This window comes from Ligilactobacillus agilis (genome assembly GCF_025311475.1).
GTDB classification, from domain to species: Bacteria; Bacillota; Bacilli; order Lactobacillales; family Lactobacillaceae; genus Ligilactobacillus; species Ligilactobacillus agilis.
In genome coordinates, this window is the sequence record NZ_CP104397.1 from 809,773 (window position 1) to 836,345 (window position 26,573).

Below are 26,573 nucleotides of genomic sequence, written 5' to 3' on the forward strand. Positions count from 1 at the left end.
GAGGGATTGCGATGGATTTGACTAACTATCCCGAACTAGCAACTTATGCTAAGCAAGTTGCAGAACCTGCTTGGTTCACTGAAGAACGGTTATTAGCTCTACAGGCAAGTGAAACTTTAAAGATGCCTAGTTTTCAAAAAATCAAGTATCGTCACTGGCCGATTAACTTAACCAAGCAACTGGCCTATGAAGAAAGTAAATTAGAGGTGCCAGAAGAAATTGATCAAGCTAAGGCAACGGCCGTTCAAGTGGGGCAAACAACTAAGTTGTTAAATTTGAGTCCGGCTTTAAAGGAACAAGGTGTTATTATTTGCGACTGGCAAACGGCTTTAAAAGAACACGCTGATTTAATTCAAGCCTACTTCATGAAGAAGGCAATTAAATCGACAGAAAATCGCCTAACAGCAGAACACGTTGCCAAGTTGACGAGCGGTTTGTTGATTTATGTTCCCAAAAATGTAGTCTTAACGGAGCCGTTAGTGACTTATTTTGTTCAAGACGCCACGACCGGGGCTGATTACGTTCACCATGTTTTGTTGATTGCCGATACCAATAGTGAAGTTTCTTATCTAGAAAATATGTTAACTGTAGGCCAAAGTGAAAGTACCGCTAATATCATCGTTGAAGTAATTGCCTTGGACGGTAGCCATGTGAAGTTTTCAAGTATTGATCGCTTAGGTCAAAAGACTACGGCTTACCTAAATCGGCGTGGTTATCTAAAGCGTGATGCTAAGATTGACTGGTCATTAGGGATGATGAGCGATGGAAACATCGTCGGTGATTACGATTCAGAATTAGTTGGAACCGGGTCACATGCCGAAACTAAGGTGATTGCGATTTCAACCGGTAAGCAGGTTCAAGGGATTGATACCCGGGTAACCAACTACGGTAAAAATTCGATTGGTCACATCCTCCAACACGGGGTAATTTTGCAAAATTCCAATTTAATTTTTAATGGGATTGGGCACGTTATGAAGGGCGCTACGGGAGCGGATGCCCAACAAGAAAGTCGAGTTTTAATGCTATCAAGACATGCTCGGGGAGATGCTAACCCCATCCTCTTAATTGACGATAACAATGTGACGGCTGGTCACGCTGCAAGTGTGGGTCGGGTCGATGAAGAACAACTTTACTACCTAATGAGTCGGGGTTTGCCTAAACCAATCGCAGAACGACTAGTAATTCGTGGCTTTTTAGGCCCAGTTTTAGCAGCTATTCCGTCACGAGCAATTCAAATTGAATTAGAAAACATGATTGAAAGGAAGCTCGTAGATGGACAAAGAGATGAGTAAGTATCGGGCTGATTTTCCAATTTTAGGGCAAACGGTCAATGACGAAGATTTAGTTTACCTCGATAACGCTGCCACTAGTCAAAAGCCCCAGGCAGTCATTGATGCCATAGTTAATTATTACCGCAACGACAATGCTAACGTTCACCGCGGGGTGCACACTTTAGCCGAGCGGGCAACAGCCCAATTTGAAGCGGTGCGTCAAAAGGTGGCGCGGTTTATTAACGCTCCGACTAGTGAAGAAATTATCTACACGAAGGGAACAACCGAAGCCCTTAACTGGGTGGCCAGAAGTTACGGTGAACGTTTCGTTAAAACTGGAGATGAGATTGTTATTTCCTATGCTGAACACCATAGTAACCTTGTACCTTGGCAGGAATTGGCTAAACGAGTCGGCGCCACGCTAAAGTACCTAGAGCTAACGGCAGACGGGACAGTGGATTTGGCTAAAGCTGAGGTAACAATTACAGCTAAAACAGCGATTGTAGCCGTTAACCAAGCTTCTAATGTTTTAGGGGTAGCTAACCCACTAGCGCAACTAGCCCAGCTAGCCCACCAAAATGGTGCAATCTTAGTAGTAGATGGCGCTCAAGGTGCGCCCCATATGGTGACTGATGTTCAAAAGATGGGGGCTGATTTTTATGCCTTTTCTGGGCACAAGTTGTTGGCGCCAACCGGCATCGGAATTTTGTGGGGGAAAAGTGAGTTATTAGCACAAATGGCGCCCTTAGAATTTGGGGGCGAAATGATTGATTGGGTTGAATTAACGCAATCAAGTTATAAAAAGGCTCCCCTTAAATTTGAAGGGGGCACCCAAAATATTGAAGGGGTGATTGGTCTAGGCGCAGCGCTTGATTATTTAGAACAAGTAGGAATGGACAAGATAGCGGCTTATGAGCAGGAGCTAGTAGCCTATGTCTTACCTAAGCTCCAAGCAATTCCTGGCCTAAAACTCTATGGCCCTAAGGATCCTAAAAAGCATACTGGGGTAATTTCATTTAACCTCGATCAGATTCACCCGCATGACGTTGCGACTGCCTTAGATATGGAAGGAATAGCCATTCGGGCAGGACACCACTGTGCCCAACCGCTAATGCGCTATTTAGATGTTGCTGCCACAGCCCGAGCTAGTTTTTACTTTTACAATACTAAGCAAGATGCCGACCGTTTGGTTGAGGCCTTGCTTTTAACAAAGGAGTTTTTTGGCAATGGGACTATCTAAATTAAATAACCTTTACCGCCAAATTATTTTAGAACACTCACAGCATCCGCATCACCACGGACATTTACCCCGGGCTGACAAAAGTTTAGAGTTACGTAATCCGACTTGTGGAGATGTTTTGACCGTCGAATTGGCCTTAAAAGATGGCAAGGTTAGTGAAGTGGCTTTTAGTGGGACCGGTTGTACCATCTCACAAGCTTCTGCTTCATTAATGACTGATGAGGTAATTGGAAAAACCCCTAAAGAAATTGAAAAACAGGTGCTGTTATTTTCAAAAATGGTTACCGGTGAGGTAACGGATGAAGACCAATTAGATGAAGTGCTAGGAGATGCCAGTATTTTAGCGGGGGTAGCACAATTTCCAGCGCGGATAAAGTGTGCAACCTTGGCTTGGAAAGCAGTCTACCAAGTTCTAGAAAGTGAGGGAAAATGATGACAGAAGAAATGCCTAAATTAGGTGGCGAATACCAGTATGGGTTTAAAGATGACATTACCCCGGTGTTTACTACGGGTGAAGGTTTAACCGAAGAAATTGTGCGGGCAATTTCAGCCGCTAAAAATGAACCAGAGTGGATGTTAGAATTTCGCCTCAATGCCTATAAAATTTATCGCAAGTTAGAAATGCCGAAGTTTGGACCCGACTTATCCAAACTAGATTTTGAACACATTAATTATTTCAGACGTGATACCGATAAGGTGGCTAGAGATTGGGATGATGTGCCCGAAGATATTAAGAAGACCTTTGATCGCTTAGGGGTTCCTGAAGCTGAGCGTAAGTATTTAGCTGGGTCTTCGGCTCAATATGAATCAGAGGTTGTTTATCACAATATCAAAGAAGACTTTGAAAAAATGGGGATTATCTTCATGTCAACGGATGATGCTGTCCAAAAGTATCCCGAGTTAGTTAAGGAATACTTCGGTAAATTAATTCCGCCAGAAGATAATAAGATGGCAGCCTTAAATTCAGCGGTTTGGTCCGGGGGCACCTTTATTTATGTGCCTAAGGGCGTTAAAACTGATGTTCCAATTCAAAGTTACTTCCGGATTAATGAGGGGAATTCAGGCCAATTTGAACGGACCTTAATTATTGTTGACGAAGGTGCTAGCGTCAACTATGTAGAAGGGTGTACGGCTCCTAACTATTCTAAGGATAGTCTCCATGCGGCTGTAGTTGAGGTTAACGTTTTAAAGGATGCCTACTGCCGTTATACCACCATTCAAAATTGGTCCGACAATGTCTACAGTCTAGAAACCAAACGGGCCCAGGCACTAGAAAATGCCACGATGGAATGGGTTGATGGTAACTTAGGTTCTAAGGTAACGATGAAGTACCCAAGCGTCTACCTCAATGGTGAACACGCCCGGGGGACGATGCTATCAATCGCCTTTGCTGGGGCAACCTCCGAGGGTGAGGGAGTCGATTCTGATACCGGGGCTCGGATGATTCATAACGCTAAGCACACATCTTCATCGATTGTCTCCAAGTCCTTATGTAAGGATGGGGGCCGGGTTGACTACCGTGGCCAGGTTCGCTTTGAGCGCGATAGCGACGGCTCGTTTGCCCACGTCGAGTGTGATACCATCATCATGGATGATAAATCATCTAGTGATACCATTCCTTTCAATGAAATTCTCAACGGTAATGTCTCAATGGAACACGAAGCCAAGGTTTCAAAAATTTCAGAAGAACAGCTGTATTACTTAATGAGCCGGGGAATTTCTGAAGAAAAGGCCACTGAAATGATTATCATGGGCTTTGTTGAACCATTTACTAAGGAATTGCCAATGGAATATGCCGTAGAACTTAATCGCTTAATCGAATATCAAATGGAAGGGTCTGTGGGGTAATTTCTATATATAAGCTGTAAATGTTGTTAAATCAACATTTACAGCTTTTTCTTTTTGCCTAAAATTATTTTGGATGCGCTTTTGGGTACGTTTGAGTTACATGCCCATGAATTTAGCAAATCGATCCCCAGTTTCTTTGATGGATTGTGGTGTGACGTGAGCATAAATATTCATGGTTGTTTTTATATCTTTATGCCCTAAACGTTCTTGAACTTCTTTGATAGAAGCACCACTTTCAAATAGCAAACTACAATGAGTATGCCTAAATCCATGAGGGGTAATTTGTAAATCCATTGGTGATTTTTTGTAAATCCAATTTAGCCAGTCATTTACAGCTTGAGGGTAATATAAATTATTATCCTTAGTGGTAAAAACAAACTGTTCGGGTGAATTGGTATTATTGTGGAATAAGAGCTAATCATTTTGTGGTAGAAGTGGGGTATTCTGAAATGAGAGCAGGACTAATTTATTTAGTAACTGCCAATCATAAAGGGAATAGATGTGTGACAATGATAGCAGAAGATAATGAAAAATATTTAGAAATATGTTCAATGGAATAGATAATAAAAAATGAAGCTAGTACTTATGCTAGCTTCATTTTTGTTTGCTGATAATAATATTAAGTAGGTATTACTTGTTTCTAAAATTCTTTAGTTACAAATGATCTATCGTTGTTTATGCTAATCCATTACAATACTTTAGAATTAGTTAGCAATTATTTTAGTTATATTTCATTTGAGAAAGACCAAATTAATGAGGTGAATAGATATGCTGTTTTATATTGGAAGTATAACCCTAATAACTATACTTTTTCTGACTACTTGAGAATTTTAACTGTAGTCGAATTGTTATCTTTTTTTGAAGATTACTTTGAATAATGTGAATTCAATAATTATAACTCTTCTAAAAAGCAAAGATTACTCAAGAATTGCTATAAATAATAACCAAATATTTACCATAAAATGTTATTATAAAAGCACTAGACATGCATTATGTAGGAGGAATTATGGAAACAAAAATAAATCAAGCCATTAAATCAGTATTGCTGATGTTTGATGACAAATATTTTATTGGTGAGATCATCAATAAGCAAAAAGTAATTCAGGACTTAGATAATTATGATAAAGAATTAATGACAAAAATGTTGTCAAATGACGTTGTGAAAAGTAATTTTACAATGGCTATTAGTGATGCCATTATTTTTAATGTGAATAAATTAGTAGAATTATTTGAAACGAATGACTATTGGCAAGATTCTTATACAAAATATTCAAAAAATCGGGTTAACAGCTAATGGGAAATTTATTGATGAAGCAACAGAAGTCGTATTAGATTTTCCCTATAAAGATACGGTGTTAAAAGCTGGTATGACTAAAGAAGACTTAGCGAAAGATGATTTGAGACCAGATGAGCCATTTCTTAATGAAGTGATTGCTAAAGAAGAAATCGATGTTCTGCTAGATAAAAAATTATTAGTTAACGCTAAAAAATATGATGTAGAAGGTGAGCATTATATTTCTGGAATAACAGAAGAGGATAATCTAATTTTAAAAGGCAATAATCTATTGGCTCTTCATAGTTTAAAAGAACGTTATGCTGGCAAGGTTAAATTGATCTATATCGATCCACCTTATAATACCGGTGGGGATTCTTTTGTGTACAATGATAAATTTAATCATTCTACTTGGTTAACATTTATTTATAATAGACTATTAATAGGTTATGAACTCTTAAAACAGGATGGAGTGGTATTTATTAGTTTGGATGATAAAGAAGCTCATTACTGTAAGGTATTGGTAGATGAAATATTTGGCAGAGAAAATTTTATTGCGGATATAGCCCATAAATCAAGAGCATCAGTATCTAATGATAAGATTATTTCCTCAAGTAATAATCACATATTGATGTACGCTAAAAATGAGAGAATTGTTTTTCAGAATAAACATGATTATGGAATTGAAAATGATTTATCCGGTTTTAAACTTGAAGATGAAATAGATAAATATAAATTAGTTCCTGTTGATGGACCAGGCGGTGCAAAAAAGGGGAATCCGCATTATGAATTCTTAGGTATAAAGGGATATTGGGGATTTTCTGAAAAGAAAATGCAAAATCTTTTTGAACAAGGTAAAATCGTTAAGAAAGAGAAAACACTGACGCAAAAATATTATTTACAGGATGCAAAGAAGAAAAAGAAAACAATTACTACTTGGTGGGATGAGAACTTCTTGACTTCAAGTGCAACTTCAGAATTAACGAAATTATTTGGTGAGAAAATATTTAATAATCCCAAAAATGAGAATCTTATCAAAAGAATTATTGAGTTTTCTTCTGAAGAAGGTGATCTGGTTTTGGATTTCTTCATGGGTTCAGCAACTACTCAAGCCGTAGCCATGAAAATGAATCGTCGTTTTATTGGGATTGAACAAATGGATTATATTAATACAGTGTCCGTTCCTAGATTACAGAAAGTCATTGAAGGAGAACAAGGTGGGATTTCTAAAGAAGTTGATTGGCAAGGTGGTGGTTCATTCATCTATGCTGAATTAATGGAAAAGAACACAGGTTTCTTAATAGAAATTATCGAAGCAGATACTATGCAAGAACTACAAGCTATTTTTGAACGAATGAGTCAATCACCTGATATTGATTTTAGAGTAGATTTAGAAGAGGTTAAAGTGACATTGTGGGAACATTCACTTGAAGAACAAAAGAAAACCTTGATTAAAATACTAGATAAAAATCAGTTGTATTTCAACTATTCAGAAATAGATGATGCACACGTTCGAGAATTAGTGTCTGACTCAGATTATGCCTTTAATCAGAGCTTTTACAAGGAAGTGAATCAAGATGGCTAAGAAGACGAAAGAAACGTTTAAACCATTATCACTGCCTTTATATGATGAACTTGTTCAACTCGATCATAGTTTACTAAATGAAGCGTTAGGATGGACCACACCAACGTATTTAGCTGAAAATATGGTGCATACGTTTCGTGATTATCAGGAGTCTGCTTTACGTTATTTCCACTACACCATGACGAATAAAGTTTTCGAGTACCGCAGAATTAACCATGCATTGTTTAACATGGCAACGGGCTCAGGTAAAACAGACTTGATGGCTGGGTTAATCTTGTATTTGTATCAAGAACACGATTACCAGAACTTTTTATTTATTGTCAATACGAACAGTGTCTTAAATAAAACGATTGATAACTTAACGAATAAGCAATCTAATAAGTATTTATACAAGTCAGTGATTGAAATAGATGGGGAACGTTTGTCGCTTGTAAAAGTTGATGAGTTTCCGAAAAATCAAAGTAAAAATACGATTTATATTAAATTAGCCAGTGTGCAATCCGTTGCGAGTGATATTTTCACGCAAAGTGAGAACTCAATGGGAGCACAAGATTACGCTAGAAATAAAGTGGCTATTTTAGGAGACGAAGCGCATCACTATTCAGCGTCTACTAAGTCTGAAAAAGAAGCAGAACAATCATGGGAAAAAGCGATTAATACCATATTAAATGCTAATGAAGACAATAAGTTGTTAGAATTTACAGCGACAATTGATTTAGAAAACAAGAAAGTCTATGAGAAATACAAAGATAAGGTGTTATATCGCTATGGTTTAGATCGTTTTATTCAAGACCGTTATTCTAAGAATGTTAAACGAATTCAGTCCAGCAATACAGATGAAGAAAACATGCTGAATGTCGTGTTATTAAGTGAGTTTAGACGTCGCTATGCCTTTGAATTATATGGTACTTATATCAAACCAGTGATTATGTTTAAATCACAAAAAATTGATGCGTCAAATGAAGCAAACGACCTGTTTAATCAACTGATTGACAAGTTAACACCAGACTATATTTTAACGTTTCTTGAAAGACAAGCAAAAGTCATGTCTGAAGATCAAAGCGAGACGTTAGGTTTTGCCTATAATTATTTCTTAAAAAGTAAAGAAGACTTACCTCAAATTGTCAAAGAAATGAAGCGTGAGTTCTCACCAAGTCGCATTATTAACGCTAACGATAGTGATCGTGGGGCGGGAATGCTTGAAAAAGGACAATATGAAGCGTTAAATAGCTTAGAAAGTCCTAATAACTTATATCGTGTCGTGTTTGCGGTAGCGAAATTAACAGAAGGTTGGGATGTTTTAAATCTGTATGATATTGTCAGAATCAGTAATTATAAAGATACAAAAGGGGATAAGAAAACAACCATGGCTGAAGCCCAGTTAATTGGACGTGGGGCAAGGTATAATCCGTTTGAATTAGATGGCGAAAAATCTTATCAAAGACGATTTGAAGATGATAGCAATCCAAGTTTGATTTTAGAAACATTACATTATCATACAATCAATGAACCACAGTATCTGAAAAACTTAGTAGCTGCTTTAGATGAAATGAACTTACCAACGGGCGAAGATAAGAAAAACCCGCTATTAGATGTTAAAGTTAAACCCAAATTCAAGAAAACGGATGTCTAGAAATACGGTAAACTGTATTATAACCAATCTATTGAGTTATCGGATGATTACTATGACGGTTTAACTAAATATTCACTAGATAACCAAGAAGATATTGTCATTAATTGGTTATCTTCAGCAAAAGAAGTAAGCTACAAAGCGGATATGGTGTATGAAGATTATACAGATATGCACCAAATACCTGTTGAAATTGATAGACGATTCATAGAAAAAGCTATGAATCGTTTAACATTTTTCCATTTTGATAACCTTAAAAAATATATGCCATTATTAAATTCAAGAGAAGATTTTTTAGGAGAAAAATGGTTAAATATTACCAATCGTACAATATACGCAAACGTTCCAATGAAAATGACACGTCATGATTTAACAGCACAAGAAAAGCTGAGAATTGTTGAATTATATTTAGCAGAAGTGGCTCAAAAAATTAAGAAGAACTTTAACAGTCATAGGGGGACGAATAAATTCATTGGCTATCCAGTAAAAGACTATATGACGGATTATAAGAAACGTATTCCTAACTATGATACGTCTAAATTATTCATGGATAAAAACCCTCAAACAGTACAACGTTTTGTGATTGATGATGATTATTTTGTGTACGAATCAGCGATTATTAACTTAACAGAAAAACAATTGATTGATCGTATTGGGGAACGGGTACAAGAATTAAAAGAGCATTATTCAGAAGTTTACTTGATACGTATGGATGAAAACATGCATAGAGAATCAGCTAAAAGTGAAAACATGAAGCTACATGAGTTTAACCCTAACGCTAAAGATGTTCACTTTGAAGGCTTCCAACCAGACTTCATTCTATATCTTCAAAATGCCGACTTTTTCTTACAAGTCTTTATTGAACCAAAAGGTGGTAAAATCGAAGAACAACAATGGAAAGAAGACTTGTTGTTGTATATCAACGAGCATGAAGCAGAATTAGCCTTTGAAGATGAAATAGACGATGTTAAAATTAAAGGACTTAAATTCTACACAATCAATGACGGTAGAAATACCCTGAAACAACTCGCTCAAATTGCAATTGATGGGGAGTTTAGAGGGTTGAGTATGTAGTCAAACAAGTATAGTTTTATTGAGCTATACTTGTTTCATTTTTTTAATAATAATTTTTATAATGAAATTTAGTTCGATAAATGTTAACTTATTGTTTAAGAAAGGGTAATTTAAAATGGAAATAAAAGAAGTTTTAGATATATTAAATCAAGCGGACAATGATACCGAGTATTCTAAAGAAATTTTCAAAGCTTATGAAGAAGGCAAGCAAGATATAGAAATTATAAATAGTAAAACTGGTAATAGAAGAGACTGGCTTGTTATAGCAGATATTTATAACAAGGGTGACTACAGTCAAAAGTTTCATCTAAAAAATTATTTAGAATTTAAGTTAAAGAATGGATTGGATGAAACAGCTGATTTTAGAAAATCTTGTTATAGATATTTTAGAAATGCAGCATTAGTCTTGTATACAAGGGAAGTAGTGTTTGGAGAATCAAAAGAAGAAATTAAATTAATTTTTGAAAATGTTAAGAAGTTTTATAAAGATGGTGGAAAAATTAATAGTTATAGAGGACTAAGAAAATAGAGGTGAATATTATTTTATTTGAGGATGAAATACTAATCTAATATCTGAAAAAAGAGAAGGAACCTATTGGGATTTTAAACAGGAATACCACAAAAATAAAGCAAGACTATTACATGATATTATATGTTTAGCTAATAATATAGAAAATAGGGATGCTTACTTAATATTTGGAATATCTGATTTAGGATCAATAGTAGGTGTTGAATCAGATGAGAATAGAAAAAACCAAGAACATTTTATATCTTTTTTACATGGGAAAAAATTTTCAGGAGGGGTAATACCGTATGTTTTTTTGAAAACGTTAACTATTGATGGACACAAAGTTGATGCTTTAACTATTAAAAAATCAAATAAAGTTCCTTTCTATTTATCTGAACAATATAAAGATGGTAAAACAATCATTTCTGCTGGTAGCATTTATTTGAGAATTGAAGATCAAAATACTTCAATTAATTCTACTGCTGATCCGTTAAATACTGAAAAACTATGGAAAATTAGATTTGGATTATTACCCAATCCTTTAAATCAAATGAAAAGAATGTTAGAAGTGAAAACGGATTGGGTTGGAAATAAAAAGGGATATTATTTTCGAGAAGCACCTGAATTTACTGTCGTTGAAAATGTAAATTTAACAAATTCATATGAAAATAGTTCGATGCCTTTTTATGCATATAATCAGATGAATTCATCAAGTTCCTATTATCATTATGAGTGTAAATATCATGGGACTACTTTATATGATACACAAACTATAAGCCTTGATTCTGGCCGTTATCATACGCCTATTCCAGAATTTGGATTTATTGCTGTTGATAAATATAATCGAAATTCATTAAAATATAGATATTTTTTACTCGAATTGCTAGTTCGTAATAATTAACAAAAATGGCCTAACAGAGTTAGACTCAAAGTGACATTAAAAAAAGGAGTCCTAACCATGTTAAGCCAATCTCAGTTTAGTCCTAATTGTATTGATTTTCAAGTCCGTTTTTATCATCAACGTGCTCAATTTAAAATACTAATTAATCGGTTCGTCCCTCATTGTTTCATCGATCGTCGTAATGTTATTGACACTAAGCTTGCTGATGAAGGTTTATTAGCTCTAATGTGTCTTAAAGTTCATTATCAACTTACAACGTGGATGGCTCTCTATCGTCTGGTTAAGAATATCTTACCTGGATTAACAATGATTGAGTATTCTCGCTTCACCCGACGCATTAAACAGATGGGACCTGTATTACAGGTTATCCGTCAAGGATTATTATCCTGGACAAATCCGGGATCAGTCGCAATCATTGACAGTTATCCTCTACCGTTATGCCAATACGTTCGCAACTTTCATGCTAGTGTATTTGCTGGCTATGCTGATCTGGGCTACAACGCTACGAAGAAACAACATTTTTACGGTTTTAAGGTCCATATGGTCGCAACACCAGGTGGATTAATCCTCAATTATGTTGTAACACCCGCTTCGGTGTCTGATGTCAAGGTAGCTTTGACTGTAACCCAAGATTGTCCTTGTTCAAATATTTTGGCTGATGTTGGTTATATAAGCAAGGATTTGCGTACCGCCTTTGCACAAAGAGGTTATACCTTTTGGACACCATATCGATCAAATATGAAGGGAGCTAAGGAACACAATAATCCAGTTTTAAAACGGACCAGACGACTAATTGAGACGACCTTTTCAAAGCTCACTGCAGCAGGAAGTGAGCATACTTGTACTCGAAGTTTGGCCGGATTGCGAGCTCAAATTGAATCTATTATCATGGCCCATAATCTGAGAATTTTAGGCAATGGCAATGTTACAAACTAGCAATTCACGTATATTTTTTAGAAGATTCAATATTATTCAAATTACATATTTTTATGTTTGACGATTCTTCAAAAGAAGCTTATTATTCACGTCGAAGATTTCTAAGTGTAGTCCCAGTATTTGAATCCGAAAATGAAAGAAAAATTTTTGAAAAATATATAATAAATGATATATCCAATATATCAGAGGAATTACATACATTAAAAGAAGATGATTATTGGGAAGCAAATGATTCTATACAAAAATCATTAAATATTGGTAAATTTCTAGTTAAAAAATTGAAAATATTTAGGATGGAAAAGAGGTGAATTATTGTTTATGTGGGGTGGGAAAATTTTTGCCACTACTTCAAACAACTTCTCTACCTGCAAAATTGGATTCGTTTTTGGGTACGTTTTGATTACTATCAAGCAATATCATGTAGCAATAATATCAGTATTTTCTAATCAGAGAGTGCTGATATTATTGCTTTTATTAGTTAATTATCTCCCAAATTTCCATTGGAAGGGTCTGTGGGTTAGAAAATCCTTCATACTTAAAATGCCGCTATATCAAGGGTTATCATACCAATCTATTGATGATAATGGATATGTGGGGGCAACTGGTCAAAGATAGTGGCTCCATTGTTGATATGATTAGGGATTAAATCATCATTTTTTTAGAAATATTTGTAAAAAGACGTTCCCCGTTGTTGGTGTTTATGCCAACAGCGGGGAACTTTTTTGTAAGGCTAAAATCTTATTATTTTGCTCACCGATTAAAAAGCGTAACTGTTATCAAAAATGAGGCGATATTTTGACTGAAAATCCATATTTAGCTGAAACTTCTTTATTATTATAGCGGACGCTTAAAATTTTAACGTAAAAACCCCCCTAGTGGTATGATGAGGGTGTAGAAAATATCCAACTCGTCAACCACTAGGGGGTGTCTTTTATGACTAATTCAATTATACACTAATATTTAGAACCTGTAATTGAAAAATTAGTTGAAAATATGGAAAACTTATATCTCCAAACTTCTTCAAACCAAGATATAGAAATTAGTAAATTTTTCCACAGTATCAACGAAATTACCAACGAATTAGCTAGAGATGCCACTACTGTCTTGTTAGAGCGCAAAGACTACGATTTATGTAAAAATGGTCAACTTCAACGTGAAGGCTATACCTTAAAAGATTATCGCAGTCGAACTCTTACAACTACTTACGGTGCGGTTACTTTTACGCGTAGTTACTGGTTAGATTCTGAAACTAAAGAAAGTTTTACTCCCTTAGATACCCTATTCTTGATTCCTAAGCGTAAACGCTTTGATGTTGGAATCAGAAGTGATTTAGCGCAAAAGGCAGCTATGTTAGGCTCATACAATAAAGTAGCGCAAGAATGTGCCTTCGGCATTAGCCCGACTTCGATACGCAATTTTGTCTTGGAAATTCATGACGAATTAGAATCACATGAAATTGATTTTGTTGAAAAGGCAGAAAATTGTCCTAAGACAATTTATGTGGAAGCCGACGAAGATCATATTAAGTTTAGAGGTGGTAAATCTAAGTTTTTAAAACTAGTTTATGTTCATGAAGGATATGAAGAGGATAGTTCTGGGCGAAGAAAGTTACGTAATCCATGGTTTATAGCGGGACTCTATCCAGGAAGAGCTAACGAACGGTTATGGCAGAAGGTTTCAAACTATATTACTACTCGATATGGAAATGACGTTAAAGTTATCTATTCTAGAGACGGTGGTAGGTGGCTTAAAGCGGGAATAGACTGGCTACCTAACTGCACGCAGGTTTTAGACCTTTTTCATGCAGCCCAGGCCTGTAGTAAGATTACTAAAGGAGTCGATAATCTTGAATGGACGGAAGATAAGAACCCTGCTTTATTATGTGCATTGCACGGTGATCTAACAGGATTTCAGGCAATTGTTGACCAATCTTTGAATAGAGAAAATATTAGTGATAAACGAAAGAAAACGATAAATGAACAGGCTTTATACATAGAGGAACATTTAGAGAATTTACAACCATATAATTTAGATATAACCCCAGGAGACTCAACTGAGGGACACGTTAGCCATTGTCTATCTGCGCGTTGTAGTTCCCGACCTATGGTGTGGAGTCAAAAAGGAATAGATGCGCTAATTATGGTACGAATGATGTGTTACAACGGGGTAGATATCTTAGATTTTCGTAGAAAATAGCTAGTAAACACACGTAAAAAGTTACGTAACGATAGGTTAATAAAGCTAGATAGGCGTAAGCTAAAGAAGTATAAAACACAAAATACCAAGTACCACGAAGCCCTTCAAGTCAAGGTTTCTACTGATAATCCAAGATTACAAACACTGATTCATAACATCTGAAATATAAAATTATCCTAACCTTGATAAATCAACGTTAGGAGAGTATAACCCACAAAAATTTTATGCGGTCAAAGTTTCTAAAAATTAGATTTTGCCCTAAGTATGTGCTATTATAATTAAAAAACTGTAAGAGAAAAATGAAAAAACTTTACTGGGGGGATAAGGATGCACTTTGAAAGTCGCAGTCATTATAGTAGTAACTTAGGTAGGGAGATGGAGTTTAATGTTTATGGTCACGGTGGGAAAATTTTCTTAGTCTTTCCCTCCAGTGGTGGTAGCCAAAATGAGTATGCTGACTTTGGCCTGGTAAGTGCCTGTCAAACTTTCATTGACCAAGGGTTGGTGACCTTTTATACGCCTAATTCTTTTGATAATGAATCCTGGTTAGCTAAGGATAAGAGCCCGCATGAAATGGCGGCTGCTCACGATGCTTACGACCGCTACATTGTGGAAGAGCTGGTGCCGCTAATTAAGTACGACCGCAACTATTATGGTGCCTTAGGGGTAACTGGTTGTTCGATGGGGGCCCTTCATGCCGTTAACTTTGCATTGCGCCACCCGGATGTTTTTGATACCGTAATTGCTCAAAGTGGGGTTTACGATGCCCGCTTCTTTACGGGGGATTATTACGGAGACGAATTAGTTTACCATAATTCTCCGGTTGACTACTTATGGAACCTAGCTGATTCTTGGTTTTTAGATCAATACCGGCAAAATAACTACATTATCTGTATTGGTCAAGGAGCCTGGGAAGAAGTGGCTGACACTAGGAAACTAGAAGAAGCATTCAACGCTAAACAAATTCCGGCCTGGTTTGATTACTGGGGCTTTGATGTTGACCACGATTGGCCTTGGTGGCGTAAGCAGATGCCGTATTTTCTAACCGAACTAAGAGCTGCTGGCAAATTATAAGAATGGAAGTGATGATTAATGACAGCCCCACTTAATTTTATTGTAGTTTCACCCCATTTTCCGCCTAACTTTGAACCGTTTACCCTCCGGTTACATGAGACTGGCTTCAGGACTTTAGGGATTGGCGATTGTCCTTATGATCAATTGAGTCCGAGTTTAAAGACGGCCTTGACGGAATATTACCGGGTGGATGATATGGAAGACTATAAGCAAATGTATAAGGCGGTGGCCTACTTTGCCTTTAAATACGGCAAAATCGACCGCTTAGAGTCGCATAACGAATACTGGTTACTCCAAGACGCCAAACTCAGAACTGACTTTAACATTCCTGGTTATAAAAATGCCGACGTAGACGTCATTAAGTATAAGTCTAAGATGAAGGAAGTTTTTGTAAAAAACGGTATTCCGGCGGCTAAGGGTCAGTTAGTAAAAGATAAGGAACAAACTGAGCAGTTTATCAGCCAGGTAGGTTACCCGGTCATTATTAAGCCCGATAGTGGCGTGGGGGCCAGTGACACCTATAAGGTTAACAACCAAGCTGAACTAGAGTCATTCTTTACTAAAAAGCAGCCAGGGGTGGACTACTTTTTAGAGGAGTACCTCGAAGGAGAGATTGTTACCTTTGATGGCTTAACGGACCAAGATGGCAAAGTGGTTTTCTATTCGTCCATGGTTTACGGGCAACCAGCCTTAGAAACGGTCCTAGATGCATGTAATATGTATTTTTACGAGGCCCGCGAAATTCCCGCCGACCTAAAGGAATTAGGCTTAAAGAGCGTGGCCGCCTTCAAAATTACCGAGCGCTTCTTTCACTTTGAATTTTTCCGGACTAAGGACAAAAAACTATATGCCTTAGAACTTAACTGCCGGCCACCTGGAGGACCATCAATCGATTTGATGAACCATGCACACCAAATTGATCTCTTTAAGGCCTACGCAGTCCTAGTTAAGGAAAATCACTTTATTTATGGCAACGATTGTCCTTATAACAGTGTTTACGTTTCCCGCCGGAAGGGACCTGAGTATTTACACTCGGTAGCAGATGTTAAGACAAAGTATGCGGCTGAATTAAAGGATTACCAAGAAGTACCAGCGGGCTTTGCCGATATTATGGGAGACATCGGGTTTATCTTTAATACCAAAACAGTTGAACAATTAAAAGAAATTAGTGCCTACGTGCACGCAAGTAAGCAATAAGAGGTGTTTTTATGCGACCAAGAATAGCGGTACCTGCAGATACCATTTTTGATGCAACTAACGTTATCAATATGAGAAACGCGGCCTTTGCACCGCGACCAATTATTGAAGCGATTGTTAAGTCTGGAGGTGTACCAGTTATTTTTCCAAGCGTAGCTCCCAAGTATGTTAAAGATTATTTGGATTTATTTGACGGGATTATTTTTGCTGGTGGGGTTGATGTCGATCCTACCTTCTACCAACAAGAACCCCATCAAAATTTAGGGGCTACTTATTATAAGCGGGACGTGTTTGAAATTGAATTATGCAAACAAGCCTTAGCTGCTGGTAAGGCCATCATGGGAATTTGTCGGGGGATGCAATTAATTAACGTGGCCTTAGGAGGAAGTTTGTATCAGGATTTATCTGAAGATAAGAAAGCCTACTTGAAGCACTCACAAATTGCTCCTGGTAATATGCCCTCCCACCATGTTTCCACCAAAGAAAATAGCCGGATTAGGCAACTTGTCGGTGAACGGCCTTACGTTAATTCCCGCCATCACCAAGTTTTAAACCAAGTTGCACCCGGGTTAGTAGTTTCAGCTTGGGCGGATGATCAAGTTCCTGAAGCAGTTGAGTCCCTTGCTTCTGATCAAATTCTGGCCGTTCAGTGGCATCCAGAAAATATGTATAAGCACTATGATTATTCGCAAGCATTGTTTAATGATTTGATTGCGCGTTCGCAGCGGGCGCACTAGTTGTTTGTTTGGAAGGGAATGAGAGCAATGTTTAGTAAGGTAGGGAAAGTAATTTTTGATTATAAACCGGGCACAAACCTCTGATTTTAATCAGGGGTCAAGCCCGCTAAACTAACTTATTTTTACCATAACAGCCTTTAAGTTACCTTTTCATAGCTTCTGTATATTGCGATTCAATATTTCTTGAAAGGAGGTTACATAAATGGTTAAAAAGAAGCGTAATAAATTCGGATATACAAGACAATATCATATTTCTTTAAGCTATCAACAAATAGACTTGTACGAAAAGGCAATCAAAACACAAAATGAGTTATACCAATTTGCATTGAAATACTTGTATAAGACTTATGGTCGTAAACATATTGGCAGACCGTTGCCTTTTGGGCAAGGAATAAACTACCTTAATAATAAAATTAAGGCAATGTTTATCAACGAAAAGTATGAATTGAAACGCTGGAATGTTAAAAAACTAGGATTATCTTCACACGCTGCCGATGAGTTTTTGAAAACAATCTTCACTAATTTTTCTCAATATCGTAAGAGATTAGAACAAGCAGGGCAAATGTCAGCTGTGGAAAAATATAATCTCAGAATGAATATTACTAAAGATAAAGATAGGAAACATAAAAATCCTAAACATCGTTCATGGTATCGTAAAGGTTCAATGAATTTTCTACGGAATAATAACTCATTTAGGACAATTACTTCACAAAAATTACCTAATGGCAATACAAGATTGGTTTCATCACACCATTTAAATGTAGCCGATTTTGGAGAAATAATGGTATTTGAGAATTTAAAGCATCTTAATTTTGAAGAGATAGCTTTAACTAAGATTAAAAGATTACCAGATAATACATTTAGACTGCAAATAACCTTTACTCGTGAAAAGAAACGTATTTCTCAAAATAAAGTTGTTGGCGCAGATTGGAACATGTTTAACAATGAAGTGTTTAGAACTTCTGAAAATGAAACCATAGCAATACCTAAGGATATTGTGAAAAAAGCTAATGAATTAGAAGCAGCAAAAGATAACTTTAAATCTTTAAGAGACAGGGAATACAACAAGCGTGGTAAAACTACTTTATGGCAAAAATATCAACGTAAACAAGCAAAATTAAGTGCCAAAAGAGCTAATATTTTAACTGAAACATATAGAAAATTAGTTCACGAATTAGTAGACGAGTTCGATACTATCATCATCGAAAAAATAGATGCTTTTGAGATGAGAAAACGTAGTTGGTCACTGAATAAAGCGCAAAATACAGGTAAGAATAAGCGCTTAGCTTTAATCAAACCTTATGAATTAGCGAAGATTGTTGCATCATTGGTAAATAAACAAAATAAGACCCTTATTAAAGTGGATCCATATAAAACTAGCCAAGTAGAATATGGGACTGAATATGAAGAAAAACACGAGTTAAGAGAGACCAATAAAGATGGTAAACGTATATATGTTTCAGCATATACTGGTAAAGAAGTAGATAGGGATTATAACGCAGCCTTAAACATTAAGGAGTGGGGCTTACACCCAGAAAAACATGTAAAATTAAGAGATTATCCTAAATTAAAAGCAAGTAACTTGGTGGAAATAATTTAAAAAAACGAAGTTTTTTAGGAAACGGAACCAAATCCTACCGAACTAATAGCACAAAATTATGCGTATCACCCTGAGCGAGTCAAAATGGGTGCGATAATTAGTGAATATTATATATTTAGTATAGTGGCGGTATTTCCAGTCATTATAACTAGGTTCGGAGCGTGTATCGTTTTTTAATGTACACGTAATGTAATCGCGTGACGCGATTCCTGCGATTTTAATCGTAGGTAGTTCAAAACGAAGTAGTCGCTAAAACGTCAGATTTTAATATGGGGCTTGAAATTGAACAACACCGTGTAGATGAACAGGGTTATCTAAGCCAAGAACCCTATCCGGCTACGATTGGTGACGGGGCTAAGAATCCCTGGCTAACCAAAGATTTTTTAGAAGCAATGTCTGAGAGTGTAACCCCCGCAGCTGCTACTGCTTTAGACGCGTTACACTATCTCTACCGCATTAATAATTCCCTCAGGTCGGCCTTAGCGCCGGGAGAATTGCTGTGGCCCCTATCAATGCCACCTAAGTTACCGGCTGATAAAAGCACCATTCAGTTGGCCAAAACCACTCCGGAAAAAGATGCCTACCTAAAGGAATGGGCTAAGAGACGAAATTTTAGTTCGGGAACACCTTGTGGAGTGCATATCAACTTGAGTTTAAATCCGCGGGTGGTAGATACTGTCTATAATAATTTAAGGGGCCAGTTTGCTAACCGGATGCAAGCCCAAACTTACCTGTACACGATTATCGCCCAGGGCTTTATCCGTTACCGCTGGTTTTTAACCTACCTGTTTGGGGCGAGTCCGGTGGCTGAGGAGAATTTCTTCGAAAAAAACCAGGGGCCAACTAAGCCGGTCCGGAGCCTGCGTCAGAGTCATTATGGGTTTGGCACCCACTTTAGTGGGGATTATAGTAGTGTTCAAGCCTACGTTGATCGAATCGAGCAGGGGGCTAAGGAAGGTAAGTTGATTTCCGATTATGAATTTCATGGCTCGGTTAGGTTTAAGGGTGGCAGCAGCCTAAAAAAATGCCTGCAGAAGGTGTCGATTATATTGAGCTACGGATGCTTGATTTAGACCCATCTAGTTCGGTTGGGGTTAGGTCCGATACCTTACGGTTTGTCAGGTTACTAGCTAGTTACTTTGTAATGACGCCAGCTTTAAAACCAGCTGATGTTAACGAAGTGGTGGCACGGGCAGACAAAATGAATGAGGAAGTCTCCTTAGAAGAACCAGAAGCGGTAAGTAAATACCAGGCCTTAGCGCGGGCCTTTATGAAGCGGTTGGAGATTTTTGCCAATAAATTGCAGTTAGGTCCAGAGTATCAAGAAGTTTTACAGGATTTAGAAGATCGAATTGAAAATCCCTCAACTACTCCGAGTGCCCGCTTATTAAAGCACCTAAAAGATGGGTCCTTAGTTCCCTACGCCTTGGAGCGAGCTCAACGCTATCAGGATGCAGCCTTACAGTCCTTAAAGGTCTTTGCTGGGTTTGACAGTGAACAGATTCTTAGTGCGACTGAATTAAGTCAGCAACTATTTGAGCCCGATGCTAAAGCAACCCTAGCCAAAACTAAATAGTAATTAGGTCCATAATTTCTGTTCTTGTTGGTGAAATTATGGGCTTATTTGCCGTAGCTTAAAAACTTAATTTGCATTAACTATAGCTTTAGTTTATTATTTGTTAAGTAAAAATTTAAATTTTATTTAACAAATGGAGGAAATTTCAATGGATTCTAATGAAACGCACGGAAAGTATATCTCGTGGCCAATCTTGGCAATGATGGCCTTTGTCACTGTAATTGGGTTTGAAGATATTATGTATAACTTCAAAAACCAAGGGATGGGGGTCATTACTTCCTGGGTATTAATGCTCTTTTTATACGTTATTCCCTATGCCTTAATGGTCGGCCAATTGGGGTCTGTTTTTAATCATGAAGGTGGCGGCTTATCTTCTTGGATTCGGGGGACCAAGGGAGAATTTTTAGGTTACTTTACCGCCTGGACTTATTGGGCTGCTTCGGTTCCTTACGTAGTTGATTCGGCTAATTCGGTGGTAGTTGGTTTTGGTTGGGCCTTTACCGGCAGTGGCAAGTTCCAAGACACAATGTCTAACAGTACTTTTATGCTGTTATCTGCACTGATTTTTGTAATTTTTATTTTTGTCCAACGTCACCTAGCTCACTCGATGGAACTTTTAAGTACCATTGGGGGCTTTGCAATGTTTGGAATGACGGTACTGTTTGTGCTTTTGGCCTTTGCTGGGTTAATTAAAAACGGGGGCCACATGGCAACTCAGCCGATGAATATTCATACCATTGTCCCTAAATTTGACTTGAAATACCTCACCACGATTGGGATGCTGATTTATGCGGTTAACGGAAGCGAGTTGGTGGCCCCCTTTATTACGAGGATGAAACGGCCTCAAAAAGATTTTCCTAAGGCAATGATTACCTTGTCGATTATGACCGCCTTTTTGACTATTTGTGGTTCCTTTGCCCTGGGAATCTTCTTTGACGCTAACCACCTTCCTAACGATATGAAGATGAACGGGGATTACTACGCCTTCCAAGCCTTAGGAAAGCTGTATGGTTTAGGTAACTTCTTCATGTACCTTTACGCCTGGACATCAGTTATTTACATGTGTGCTTTACTAGCGGTCTTGTTAGACGCGATGACCAGAATGTTGATTGCCGATACTGGCAGCCAGTATATGCCTGCGTTTCTAAGAAAGACTAATAAAGAAGGGTTACCAATCAATGGCTACTTTTTAACCTGCTTCTTGTCGGCTTTTATCATGCTGTTAGGGGCCTTTTTACCTGAAATGAACGATATTTTCAACTGGCTCTTAAACCTTAACGGAATTATTTCGCCAGGAGTTACTTGCTGGATCTTTTATGCCTTTATGAAAATCCGGGCTAATTCAGCTAAATATCCTTCTAGCTACGTCTTCATAAAAAATGATAAGCTAGCTTGGCTTTGTGGCTTCTTATTACTAGCGGTGACAGCTATTGCGACCGTCTTTGGAATCTTCCCCCAAGATACTAGCCAGTTTAGTTCGACTTGGTGGTACGAATTAATCATCAATATTGTGGCCATCGTTGTCTTGATCGGACTAGGAGCGATTTTGCCTTCCATTCGGGCTAGAGAAGTTAAATACGGCCTTGCCTTTGATAGGTGGCAAAGAAATAGTTTAATTATTCTGTGCCTAGGTTCTATTACGCTAGGGGTCTGGTTAGGCGGTAGCCAGCTGGCTTTAAGAGGGCTCTGGATTTTTATTCAGGCACTGGTTGCGTTAGGGTTAATGTACTTGATTGGCCGGCGGCAACCTAAACAACATTAAGGAAAAAATTCTCCAGGTTTGCTATACTATTAAAAAACTAAGGGGGAGTCATGATGGCGCGGAAAGCTAATAATTACTATTTGGAATTAAAAACCCACTGGCTGGATTTGCCTTATTACCATGAAAAACGGCGGGTGCGGGTCTTATTACCTAAGGATTACCACAAGGAAACCTGGGCAACTTACCCGGTGTTATACCTCCATGATGGGCAAAATGTTTTTTATAGTCGGGAAGCTTTTGCCGGCTACTCTTGGAAACTAATTCCAACCATTAAGCAGAATATAGATTTACCCAAAATGATTATTGTGGGAATTGATAATCATGGCGAGAAGCGCTTGGATGAATACGGCCCCTGGCAAAGTGACCTACCAACTGAAGGACAAGCAGGTGGCGATGGCATGGCTTACGCTGACTGGGTAGTTAACACGGTGAAACCCTTTATCGACCATAAATACCGGACTAAGCCTGAGCGTCAAAGTACCTTATTAGCTGGTTCATCTATGGGGGGCTTAATCACGGCTTATATGGGGGCGGCTTACCCGGAAGTTTTTGGAACTTTAGGGGTCTTTTCACTTTGTTCTTGGTTTAGTCAGCGGGATTTTTTACGGTTTATTGCGAGTCACCCCTTAAATAAGCAGACCAGACTCTATATTCAAACGGGAACTAAGGAAGGCGATGAAGCGGACGCAGCCTTTATTTCCGATATGAACCAAGCCTACATTGATTGTGCTTTAAGCTACTACCAACGAACCCTTGAGGCCGGCTTACCGCTAACTCAGATTTGGTTACGAATTTTGGCTAATGAGACTCACTCTGAATACTACTGGGCTAAGCATTTTAAGGAATTTCTCAGCTTTGCTTTTGCTGACCAAAAATTTTGGCAATAATAGGTAGCGTCCAAGTTAAATTGTGCTATAATTTAACAGTTATTGCTATTCTTGATGAGAAGGAAAACGGTATGAGTGAGAAAAAGAAAGGATTTAGTCTTGCTATTATTGGCTGTATGTTTTGGGGTTTGTCAGGAAATGTAGCCCAGGATTTGTTTGAACAGGCCCACATAGAACCGATGTGGTTAGTCGGAATCCGCTTATTAGGAGCGGGGACCTTATTAGTTACTTGGTCACACTTAACCTTACCGACGGCTAAGGTTAAAGCCCTAAAAACGAGGGCGTACTTACCCCGCTTGGTTTGTTTTGCACTGCTGGGAATGATTCCCTCCCAGTTAACCTATTTTTTGGCAATCAAACACGGTAATGCTTCAAGTGCGACTATTTTACAGTTTTTAGGACCCTTGTTTATAATAATTTACCTGGCTTTAAAACAGTTACAGTGGCCACGCAGGGTTGATATCATTTCGATTGTGGTCGCACTAGTAGGTACGACTTTATTGGTAACTAATGGTAACTTAAACCAGTTAGCTTTAGAACCACTAGGATTATTTTGGGGAATAATGGCCGGCGTCTCGCAAGCCTCTTATACCCTGCTACCTAGCAAGTTGCTAGCTAGCTTTGATGCTAAGCTAGTGGTTGGTTGGGCCATGATTATTGGGGGCTTATGTTTTATTCCTACCCTGATAACAACCAAAGTGGCCGCGTTATCTTGGCTTAATTTGGCGGAAATAGCCTTCATTATCGTCTTTGGAACAATGCTGTCTTACCTATTTTATTTGAAGAGTACTAGCTATATTGCTCCCGCTACAACCGGTATGTTAAGCGCCTTTGAGCCTTTGACAGCTTCTTTAGTCGGTCTAGGCCTAGGGACGGTCCACTTTACCTTGATTGGAATATTAGGCGCCTGTTTGGTGTTATCGACCGCCTTTTTACAGTCGCTTGCTAGTAAATAATGCGTTTAGACTTTAAGTCTAGGCGCATTTTTTTAGCCTGATTTTTGGCTAAAAACTTGCTATTAGTTGTTGTTTGACTGTACAATTTAAGCAAGAAAAAGATTGTGGGGTAAAGTAATATGTTAGTGGATTTTTTAAATGAGTATTATCAAGCCAAGCTAGCAAATATTCATGATGTAGCGGGTAACCAGCACCTAGTTGGTTATAGTCAGCTTTATCGGTGTGATTTGTTTGTTAAAATTTTTAAGGCGGAAGCAATGTTTTATGCTGAACAACACGTTAACCAGGTTTACTGCCCAGAAATTTATTTAGACAGTGTAATTTTTGAAGATAACTATATTGTGGTTTTAAAAGACCGGCAGTTGACGGACATTGATAGTAATGAGGTAAAGGTGACCGAAAAAAAGGCGGAAGAGTATGGGCGCTTGTTAGCCAATTTCCACCAAAAACTCACCGGCAATGTTAGTGTCTACCATGACCAACGCAAGCTATCACAACGAATAAAAGCCTACGTTGATGCCTTGCAAGCAAGCCGGTATCAAGATGACATTAATCAGGCCTATGCATTATTGTTAGCCGATTTACCGACGGCAGATCGTGAGTATGAATTACTACCTAAGGTCGTTTTACATGGGGATTATAGCCTAAGAAACATTAAGGGTTACCAAGGTAAGGAAATCTTGATTGACTTTGAACGAGCTCACATCGGGGTTGCCTATGAGGACTTTATCAAGATTTTTTACAACGAGGTCCATAACGTTGATTTACGCCACGCCTTTATCCAAGGTTATAAGCAGGTAATGAACTTTGAAATTCCGCGTAGCGAGTTACAGCGCGCGCTTCTCTTTTTAATTGCCCTTGAAATTTGTGAATTCCATTTGAGCCACCATAAGGAAAAATTTGGGGATATGGCCCATAAAATGTTAGCTACGATTGAACGTGGGGATGCCGTTTTAAAAGTTTAAAGGATTTTTTAACAACTGGAAAAAGGCAGGGTTTTCATGGTAAAATCTTAGACAACGGGCGAAAAAGAAAAATTTTTCGTGCTTTAATCAATAACTTATCGTATAATAGAGAAGGCCGTATAATATAAAAATCATTATGAGATAGGACGGATATATAAATGGTAGCTAAAAAATTGCATGTTGCGTTGTTATTTGGAGGGAATTCATCAGAACACGATGTGTCAAAACGTTCTGCCCACAATATTTATGATGCCTTAGACAAGGACAAGTATGAAGTTTCAGTCTTCATGTTCACTAAGGATGGCTTCTTATTAGGAAATAAGGATTCAATGCGCATCTTCGATGGCGAAAACGAAGATGAAGTAGTTGCACAAGCGATTAAGGACGTTGATTTCTCTAATCCGTTGGCAAACGTGCAAAACTTATCTGAGGTTAAAGACGTTGATGTCTTCTACCCAGTTATTCATGGTAACATGGGGGAAGACGGAACGGTGCAAGGCCTCTTCCGCTTACTTAACAAGCCATGGATTGGAAGTGGGGTTGCTTCTTCAGCCGTTTCCTTTGATAAGGATTTAACTAAGCAATTATTGACCTTACACGGAATTAGAAATACCCGCTACGTAGTGGTGACACCTGAAAACCAAGCTGAATACCCATATGAAAAGGTAGCAGCCGATTTAGGTGAAACATTATTTGTAAAACCAGCTCGTCAAGGTTCTTCCGTGGGGATTTATAAGGTTCGTAATAAGGAAGAATATGACAAGGCGATTCAAGATGGCTTCCACTATGACTTTAAGGTGATGGTTGAAGAAGCAATCAAGAACCCACGTGAAGTAGAATGTTCTGTTTTGGGTAACCGTAAGGCAGATGCTTCCCAATTAGGGGCCATCAATATTCCTGAAGGCGATGACTTCTACGACTACAACAACAAGTTCGTTGATGCATCTGGAGTGGTCTTCCAATTACCAGTCAACCTACCAGAAAAATTAACTAAGGAAATCCAACAAATGTCCCTTGACGCTTTTAGAGTTTTAGACAACCGGGGGCTAGCACGGATGGACTTCTTGGTAGATGAAAATGACGTGCCATACTTTGGGGAAGTTAATAACTTACCTGGTTTTACTAACATCTCCTTATACCCACAATTATGGGCCTTATCAGGGATTTCATACGCTGAATTAATTGATAAGTTAATCCAACTTGCGATTGATGAATTCAATGATAATGCTAAGTTGCACTATGACTTCGTTGAATTAGGCCAAGAAAAAGTTGGTAAGGGCTTAATCAAAAAAGACGGTAGCAAGACTGAATAAGACTAACTACTGAGGCGGGCAATCTGCGGATTAGCCCGCTTTTT

General features: G+C 38.0%; 19 protein-coding genes and 3 pseudogenes. 21 read left to right on the top strand and 1 reads right to left on the bottom strand.

What is annotated here, in order from left to right; translation table 11 throughout:
- The first annotated feature begins 11 nt into the window (after positions 1-11).
- From sufD to sufB, 4 genes are read left to right on the top strand one after another with little or no spacing between them, the layout of a single operon-like run.
- A complete protein-coding gene (gene sufD / locus N4597_RS04050) occupies positions 12-1,292 on the top strand; it encodes a Fe-S cluster assembly protein SufD (RefSeq protein WP_204783371.1) in 1,281 nt (426 codons plus the stop codon).
- Positions 1,273-2,511 carry a cysteine desulfurase gene (locus N4597_RS04055; RefSeq protein WP_260904772.1) on the top strand — a complete coding sequence of 413 codons (1,239 nt, stop codon included), beginning with the start codon at positions 1,273-1,275 and terminating at the stop codon, positions 2,509-2,511. Before sufD ends, N4597_RS04055 begins: the two co-directional genes overlap by 20 nt.
- Complete coding sequence (sufU, locus tag N4597_RS04060) at positions 2,498-2,944, top strand: Fe-S cluster assembly sulfur transfer protein SufU (protein WP_050612010.1); 447 nt, start codon at positions 2,498-2,500, stop codon at positions 2,942-2,944. The genes N4597_RS04055 and sufU overlap by 14 nt, the downstream gene beginning before the upstream one ends.
- The gene (sufB, locus tag N4597_RS04065) at positions 2,944-4,359 is read left to right on the top strand and encodes a Fe-S cluster assembly protein SufB (protein WP_162258666.1); all 1,416 of its coding nucleotides are present in this window, start codon (positions 2,944-2,946) and stop codon (positions 4,357-4,359) included. Before sufU ends, sufB begins: the two co-directional genes overlap by 1 nt.
- A gap of 96 nt (positions 4,360-4,455) precedes the next feature.
- Here sufB and N4597_RS04070 read toward each other — a convergent pair.
- Positions 4,456-4,773 (bottom strand): annotated as a pseudogene (locus N4597_RS04070) (tyrosine-type recombinase/integrase); the annotation flags it as partial.
- A gap of 592 nt (positions 4,774-5,365) precedes the next feature.
- Between N4597_RS04070 and N4597_RS10720 the strand changes: the two are divergent.
- The 17 genes and pseudogenes from N4597_RS10720 (at position 5,366) to N4597_RS04150 (ending at position 26,529) form a co-directional block, all read left to right on the top strand.
- Complete coding sequence (locus N4597_RS10720; protein WP_313958051.1) at positions 5,366-5,653, top strand: site-specific DNA-methyltransferase; 288 nt, start codon at positions 5,366-5,368, stop codon at positions 5,651-5,653.
- Complete coding sequence (locus tag N4597_RS04075; RefSeq protein WP_313958052.1) at positions 5,598-7,217, top strand: site-specific DNA-methyltransferase; 1,620 nt, start codon at positions 5,598-5,600, stop codon at positions 7,215-7,217. The genes N4597_RS10720 and N4597_RS04075 overlap by 56 nt, the downstream gene beginning before the upstream one ends.
- Positions 7,210-9,921, top strand: a pseudogene (locus N4597_RS10740) (DEAD/DEAH box helicase family protein). Before N4597_RS04075 ends, N4597_RS10740 begins: the two are co-directional and overlap by 8 nt.
- Before the next feature lie 115 nt (positions 9,922-10,036).
- Positions 10,037-10,450 carry a hypothetical protein gene (locus N4597_RS04085; protein ID WP_050612017.1) on the top strand — a complete coding sequence of 138 codons (414 nt, stop codon included), beginning with the start codon at positions 10,037-10,039 and terminating at the stop codon, positions 10,448-10,450.
- 40 nt (positions 10,451-10,490) lie between these two features.
- Entirely contained in the window at positions 10,491-11,330 is an 840-nt protein-coding gene (locus tag N4597_RS04090) for an ATP-binding protein (RefSeq protein WP_260905208.1), read from the top strand.
- Positions 11,331-11,387: 57 nt separating this feature from the next.
- Positions 11,388-12,266, top strand: coding sequence for an IS982 family transposase (locus tag N4597_RS04095; protein WP_260904777.1), 879 nt, complete (start codon positions 11,388-11,390; stop codon positions 12,264-12,266).
- A gap of 993 nt (positions 12,267-13,259) precedes the next feature.
- Positions 13,260-14,462 (top strand): ISLre2 family transposase, encoded by a 1,203-nt coding sequence (locus tag N4597_RS04100; RefSeq protein ID WP_260904779.1) that lies wholly within the window; start codon positions 13,260-13,262, stop codon positions 14,460-14,462.
- A 327-nt stretch (positions 14,463-14,789) separates the two neighbouring features.
- Complete coding sequence (locus N4597_RS04105; protein ID WP_260904780.1) at positions 14,790-15,536, top strand: esterase family protein; 747 nt, start codon at positions 14,790-14,792, stop codon at positions 15,534-15,536.
- Between the two features lie 18 nt (positions 15,537-15,554).
- Positions 15,555-16,733 carry an ATP-grasp domain-containing protein gene (locus N4597_RS04110; protein ID WP_260904781.1) on the top strand — a complete coding sequence of 393 codons (1,179 nt, stop codon included), beginning with the start codon at positions 15,555-15,557 and terminating at the stop codon, positions 16,731-16,733.
- 11 nt (positions 16,734-16,744) lie between these two features.
- Entirely contained in the window at positions 16,745-17,470 is a 726-nt protein-coding gene (locus N4597_RS04115; RefSeq protein WP_089144879.1) for a gamma-glutamyl-gamma-aminobutyrate hydrolase family protein, read from the top strand.
- A 202-nt stretch (positions 17,471-17,672) separates the two neighbouring features.
- Positions 17,673-19,070, top strand: a complete 1,398-nt coding sequence (locus N4597_RS04120) for an RNA-guided endonuclease TnpB family protein (protein WP_260904782.1) — start codon at positions 17,673-17,675, stop codon at positions 19,068-19,070.
- A 227-nt stretch (positions 19,071-19,297) separates the two neighbouring features.
- A pseudogene (locus tag N4597_RS04125) lies at positions 19,298-20,646 on the top strand (glutamate--cysteine ligase); the annotation flags it as partial.
- A gap of 148 nt (positions 20,647-20,794) precedes the next feature.
- Positions 20,795-22,408: an amino acid permease gene (locus N4597_RS04130; protein WP_050612024.1), complete on the top strand. Its 1,614-nt coding sequence runs from the start codon at positions 20,795-20,797 to the stop codon at positions 22,406-22,408.
- Positions 22,409-22,458: 50 nt separating this feature from the next.
- Positions 22,459-23,295 (top strand): alpha/beta hydrolase, encoded by an 837-nt coding sequence (locus tag N4597_RS04135; protein ID WP_260904783.1) that lies wholly within the window; start codon positions 22,459-22,461, stop codon positions 23,293-23,295.
- Between the two features lie 71 nt (positions 23,296-23,366).
- Positions 23,367-24,251 carry a DMT family transporter gene (locus tag N4597_RS04140; RefSeq protein WP_260904784.1) on the top strand — a complete coding sequence of 295 codons (885 nt, stop codon included), beginning with the start codon at positions 23,367-23,369 and terminating at the stop codon, positions 24,249-24,251.
- A gap of 119 nt (positions 24,252-24,370) precedes the next feature.
- Positions 24,371-25,216 carry an aminoglycoside phosphotransferase family protein gene (locus N4597_RS04145; RefSeq protein ID WP_172579932.1) on the top strand — a complete coding sequence of 282 codons (846 nt, stop codon included), beginning with the start codon at positions 24,371-24,373 and terminating at the stop codon, positions 25,214-25,216.
- A gap of 158 nt (positions 25,217-25,374) precedes the next feature.
- A complete protein-coding gene (locus tag N4597_RS04150) occupies positions 25,375-26,529 on the top strand; it encodes a D-alanine--D-alanine ligase family protein (RefSeq protein WP_050612028.1) in 1,155 nt (384 codons plus the stop codon).
- Positions 26,530-26,573: the final 44 nt, after the last annotated feature.

Bases quoted from the DNA above. Each gene is read 5' to 3' on its own strand.
- sufD (WP_204783371.1), top strand. From the start codon at position 12: ATGGATTTGACTAACTATCCCGAACTAGCAACTTATGCTAAGCAAGTT.
- N4597_RS04055 (WP_260904772.1), top strand. From the start codon at position 1,273: ATGGACAAAGAGATGAGTAAGTATCGGGCTGATTTTCCAATTTTAGGG.
- sufU (WP_050612010.1), top strand. From the start codon at position 2,498: ATGGGACTATCTAAATTAAATAACCTTTACCGCCAAATTATTTTAGAA.
- sufB (WP_162258666.1), top strand. From the start codon at position 2,944: ATGACAGAAGAAATGCCTAAATTAGGTGGCGAATACCAGTATGGGTTT.
- N4597_RS10720 (WP_313958051.1), top strand. From the start codon at position 5,366: ATGGAAACAAAAATAAATCAAGCCATTAAATCAGTATTGCTGATGTTT.
- N4597_RS04075 (WP_313958052.1), top strand. From the start codon at position 5,598: ATGACTATTGGCAAGATTCTTATACAAAATATTCAAAAAATCGGGTTA.
- N4597_RS04085 (WP_050612017.1), top strand. From the start codon at position 10,037: ATGGAAATAAAAGAAGTTTTAGATATATTAAATCAAGCGGACAATGAT.
- N4597_RS04095 (WP_260904777.1), top strand. From the start codon at position 11,388: ATGTTAAGCCAATCTCAGTTTAGTCCTAATTGTATTGATTTTCAAGTC.
- N4597_RS04100 (WP_260904779.1), top strand. From the start codon at position 13,260: ATGGAAAACTTATATCTCCAAACTTCTTCAAACCAAGATATAGAAATT.
- N4597_RS04105 (WP_260904780.1), top strand. From the start codon at position 14,790: ATGCACTTTGAAAGTCGCAGTCATTATAGTAGTAACTTAGGTAGGGAG.
- N4597_RS04110 (WP_260904781.1), top strand. From the start codon at position 15,555: ATGACAGCCCCACTTAATTTTATTGTAGTTTCACCCCATTTTCCGCCT.
- N4597_RS04115 (WP_089144879.1), top strand. From the start codon at position 16,745: ATGCGACCAAGAATAGCGGTACCTGCAGATACCATTTTTGATGCAACT.
- N4597_RS04120 (WP_260904782.1), top strand. From the start codon at position 17,673: ATGGTTAAAAAGAAGCGTAATAAATTCGGATATACAAGACAATATCAT.
- N4597_RS04130 (WP_050612024.1), top strand. From the start codon at position 20,795: ATGGATTCTAATGAAACGCACGGAAAGTATATCTCGTGGCCAATCTTG.
- N4597_RS04135 (WP_260904783.1), top strand. From the start codon at position 22,459: ATGATGGCGCGGAAAGCTAATAATTACTATTTGGAATTAAAAACCCAC.
- N4597_RS04140 (WP_260904784.1), top strand. From the start codon at position 23,367: ATGAGTGAGAAAAAGAAAGGATTTAGTCTTGCTATTATTGGCTGTATG.
- N4597_RS04145 (WP_172579932.1), top strand. From the start codon at position 24,371: ATGTTAGTGGATTTTTTAAATGAGTATTATCAAGCCAAGCTAGCAAAT.
- N4597_RS04150 (WP_050612028.1), top strand. From the start codon at position 25,375: ATGGTAGCTAAAAAATTGCATGTTGCGTTGTTATTTGGAGGGAATTCA.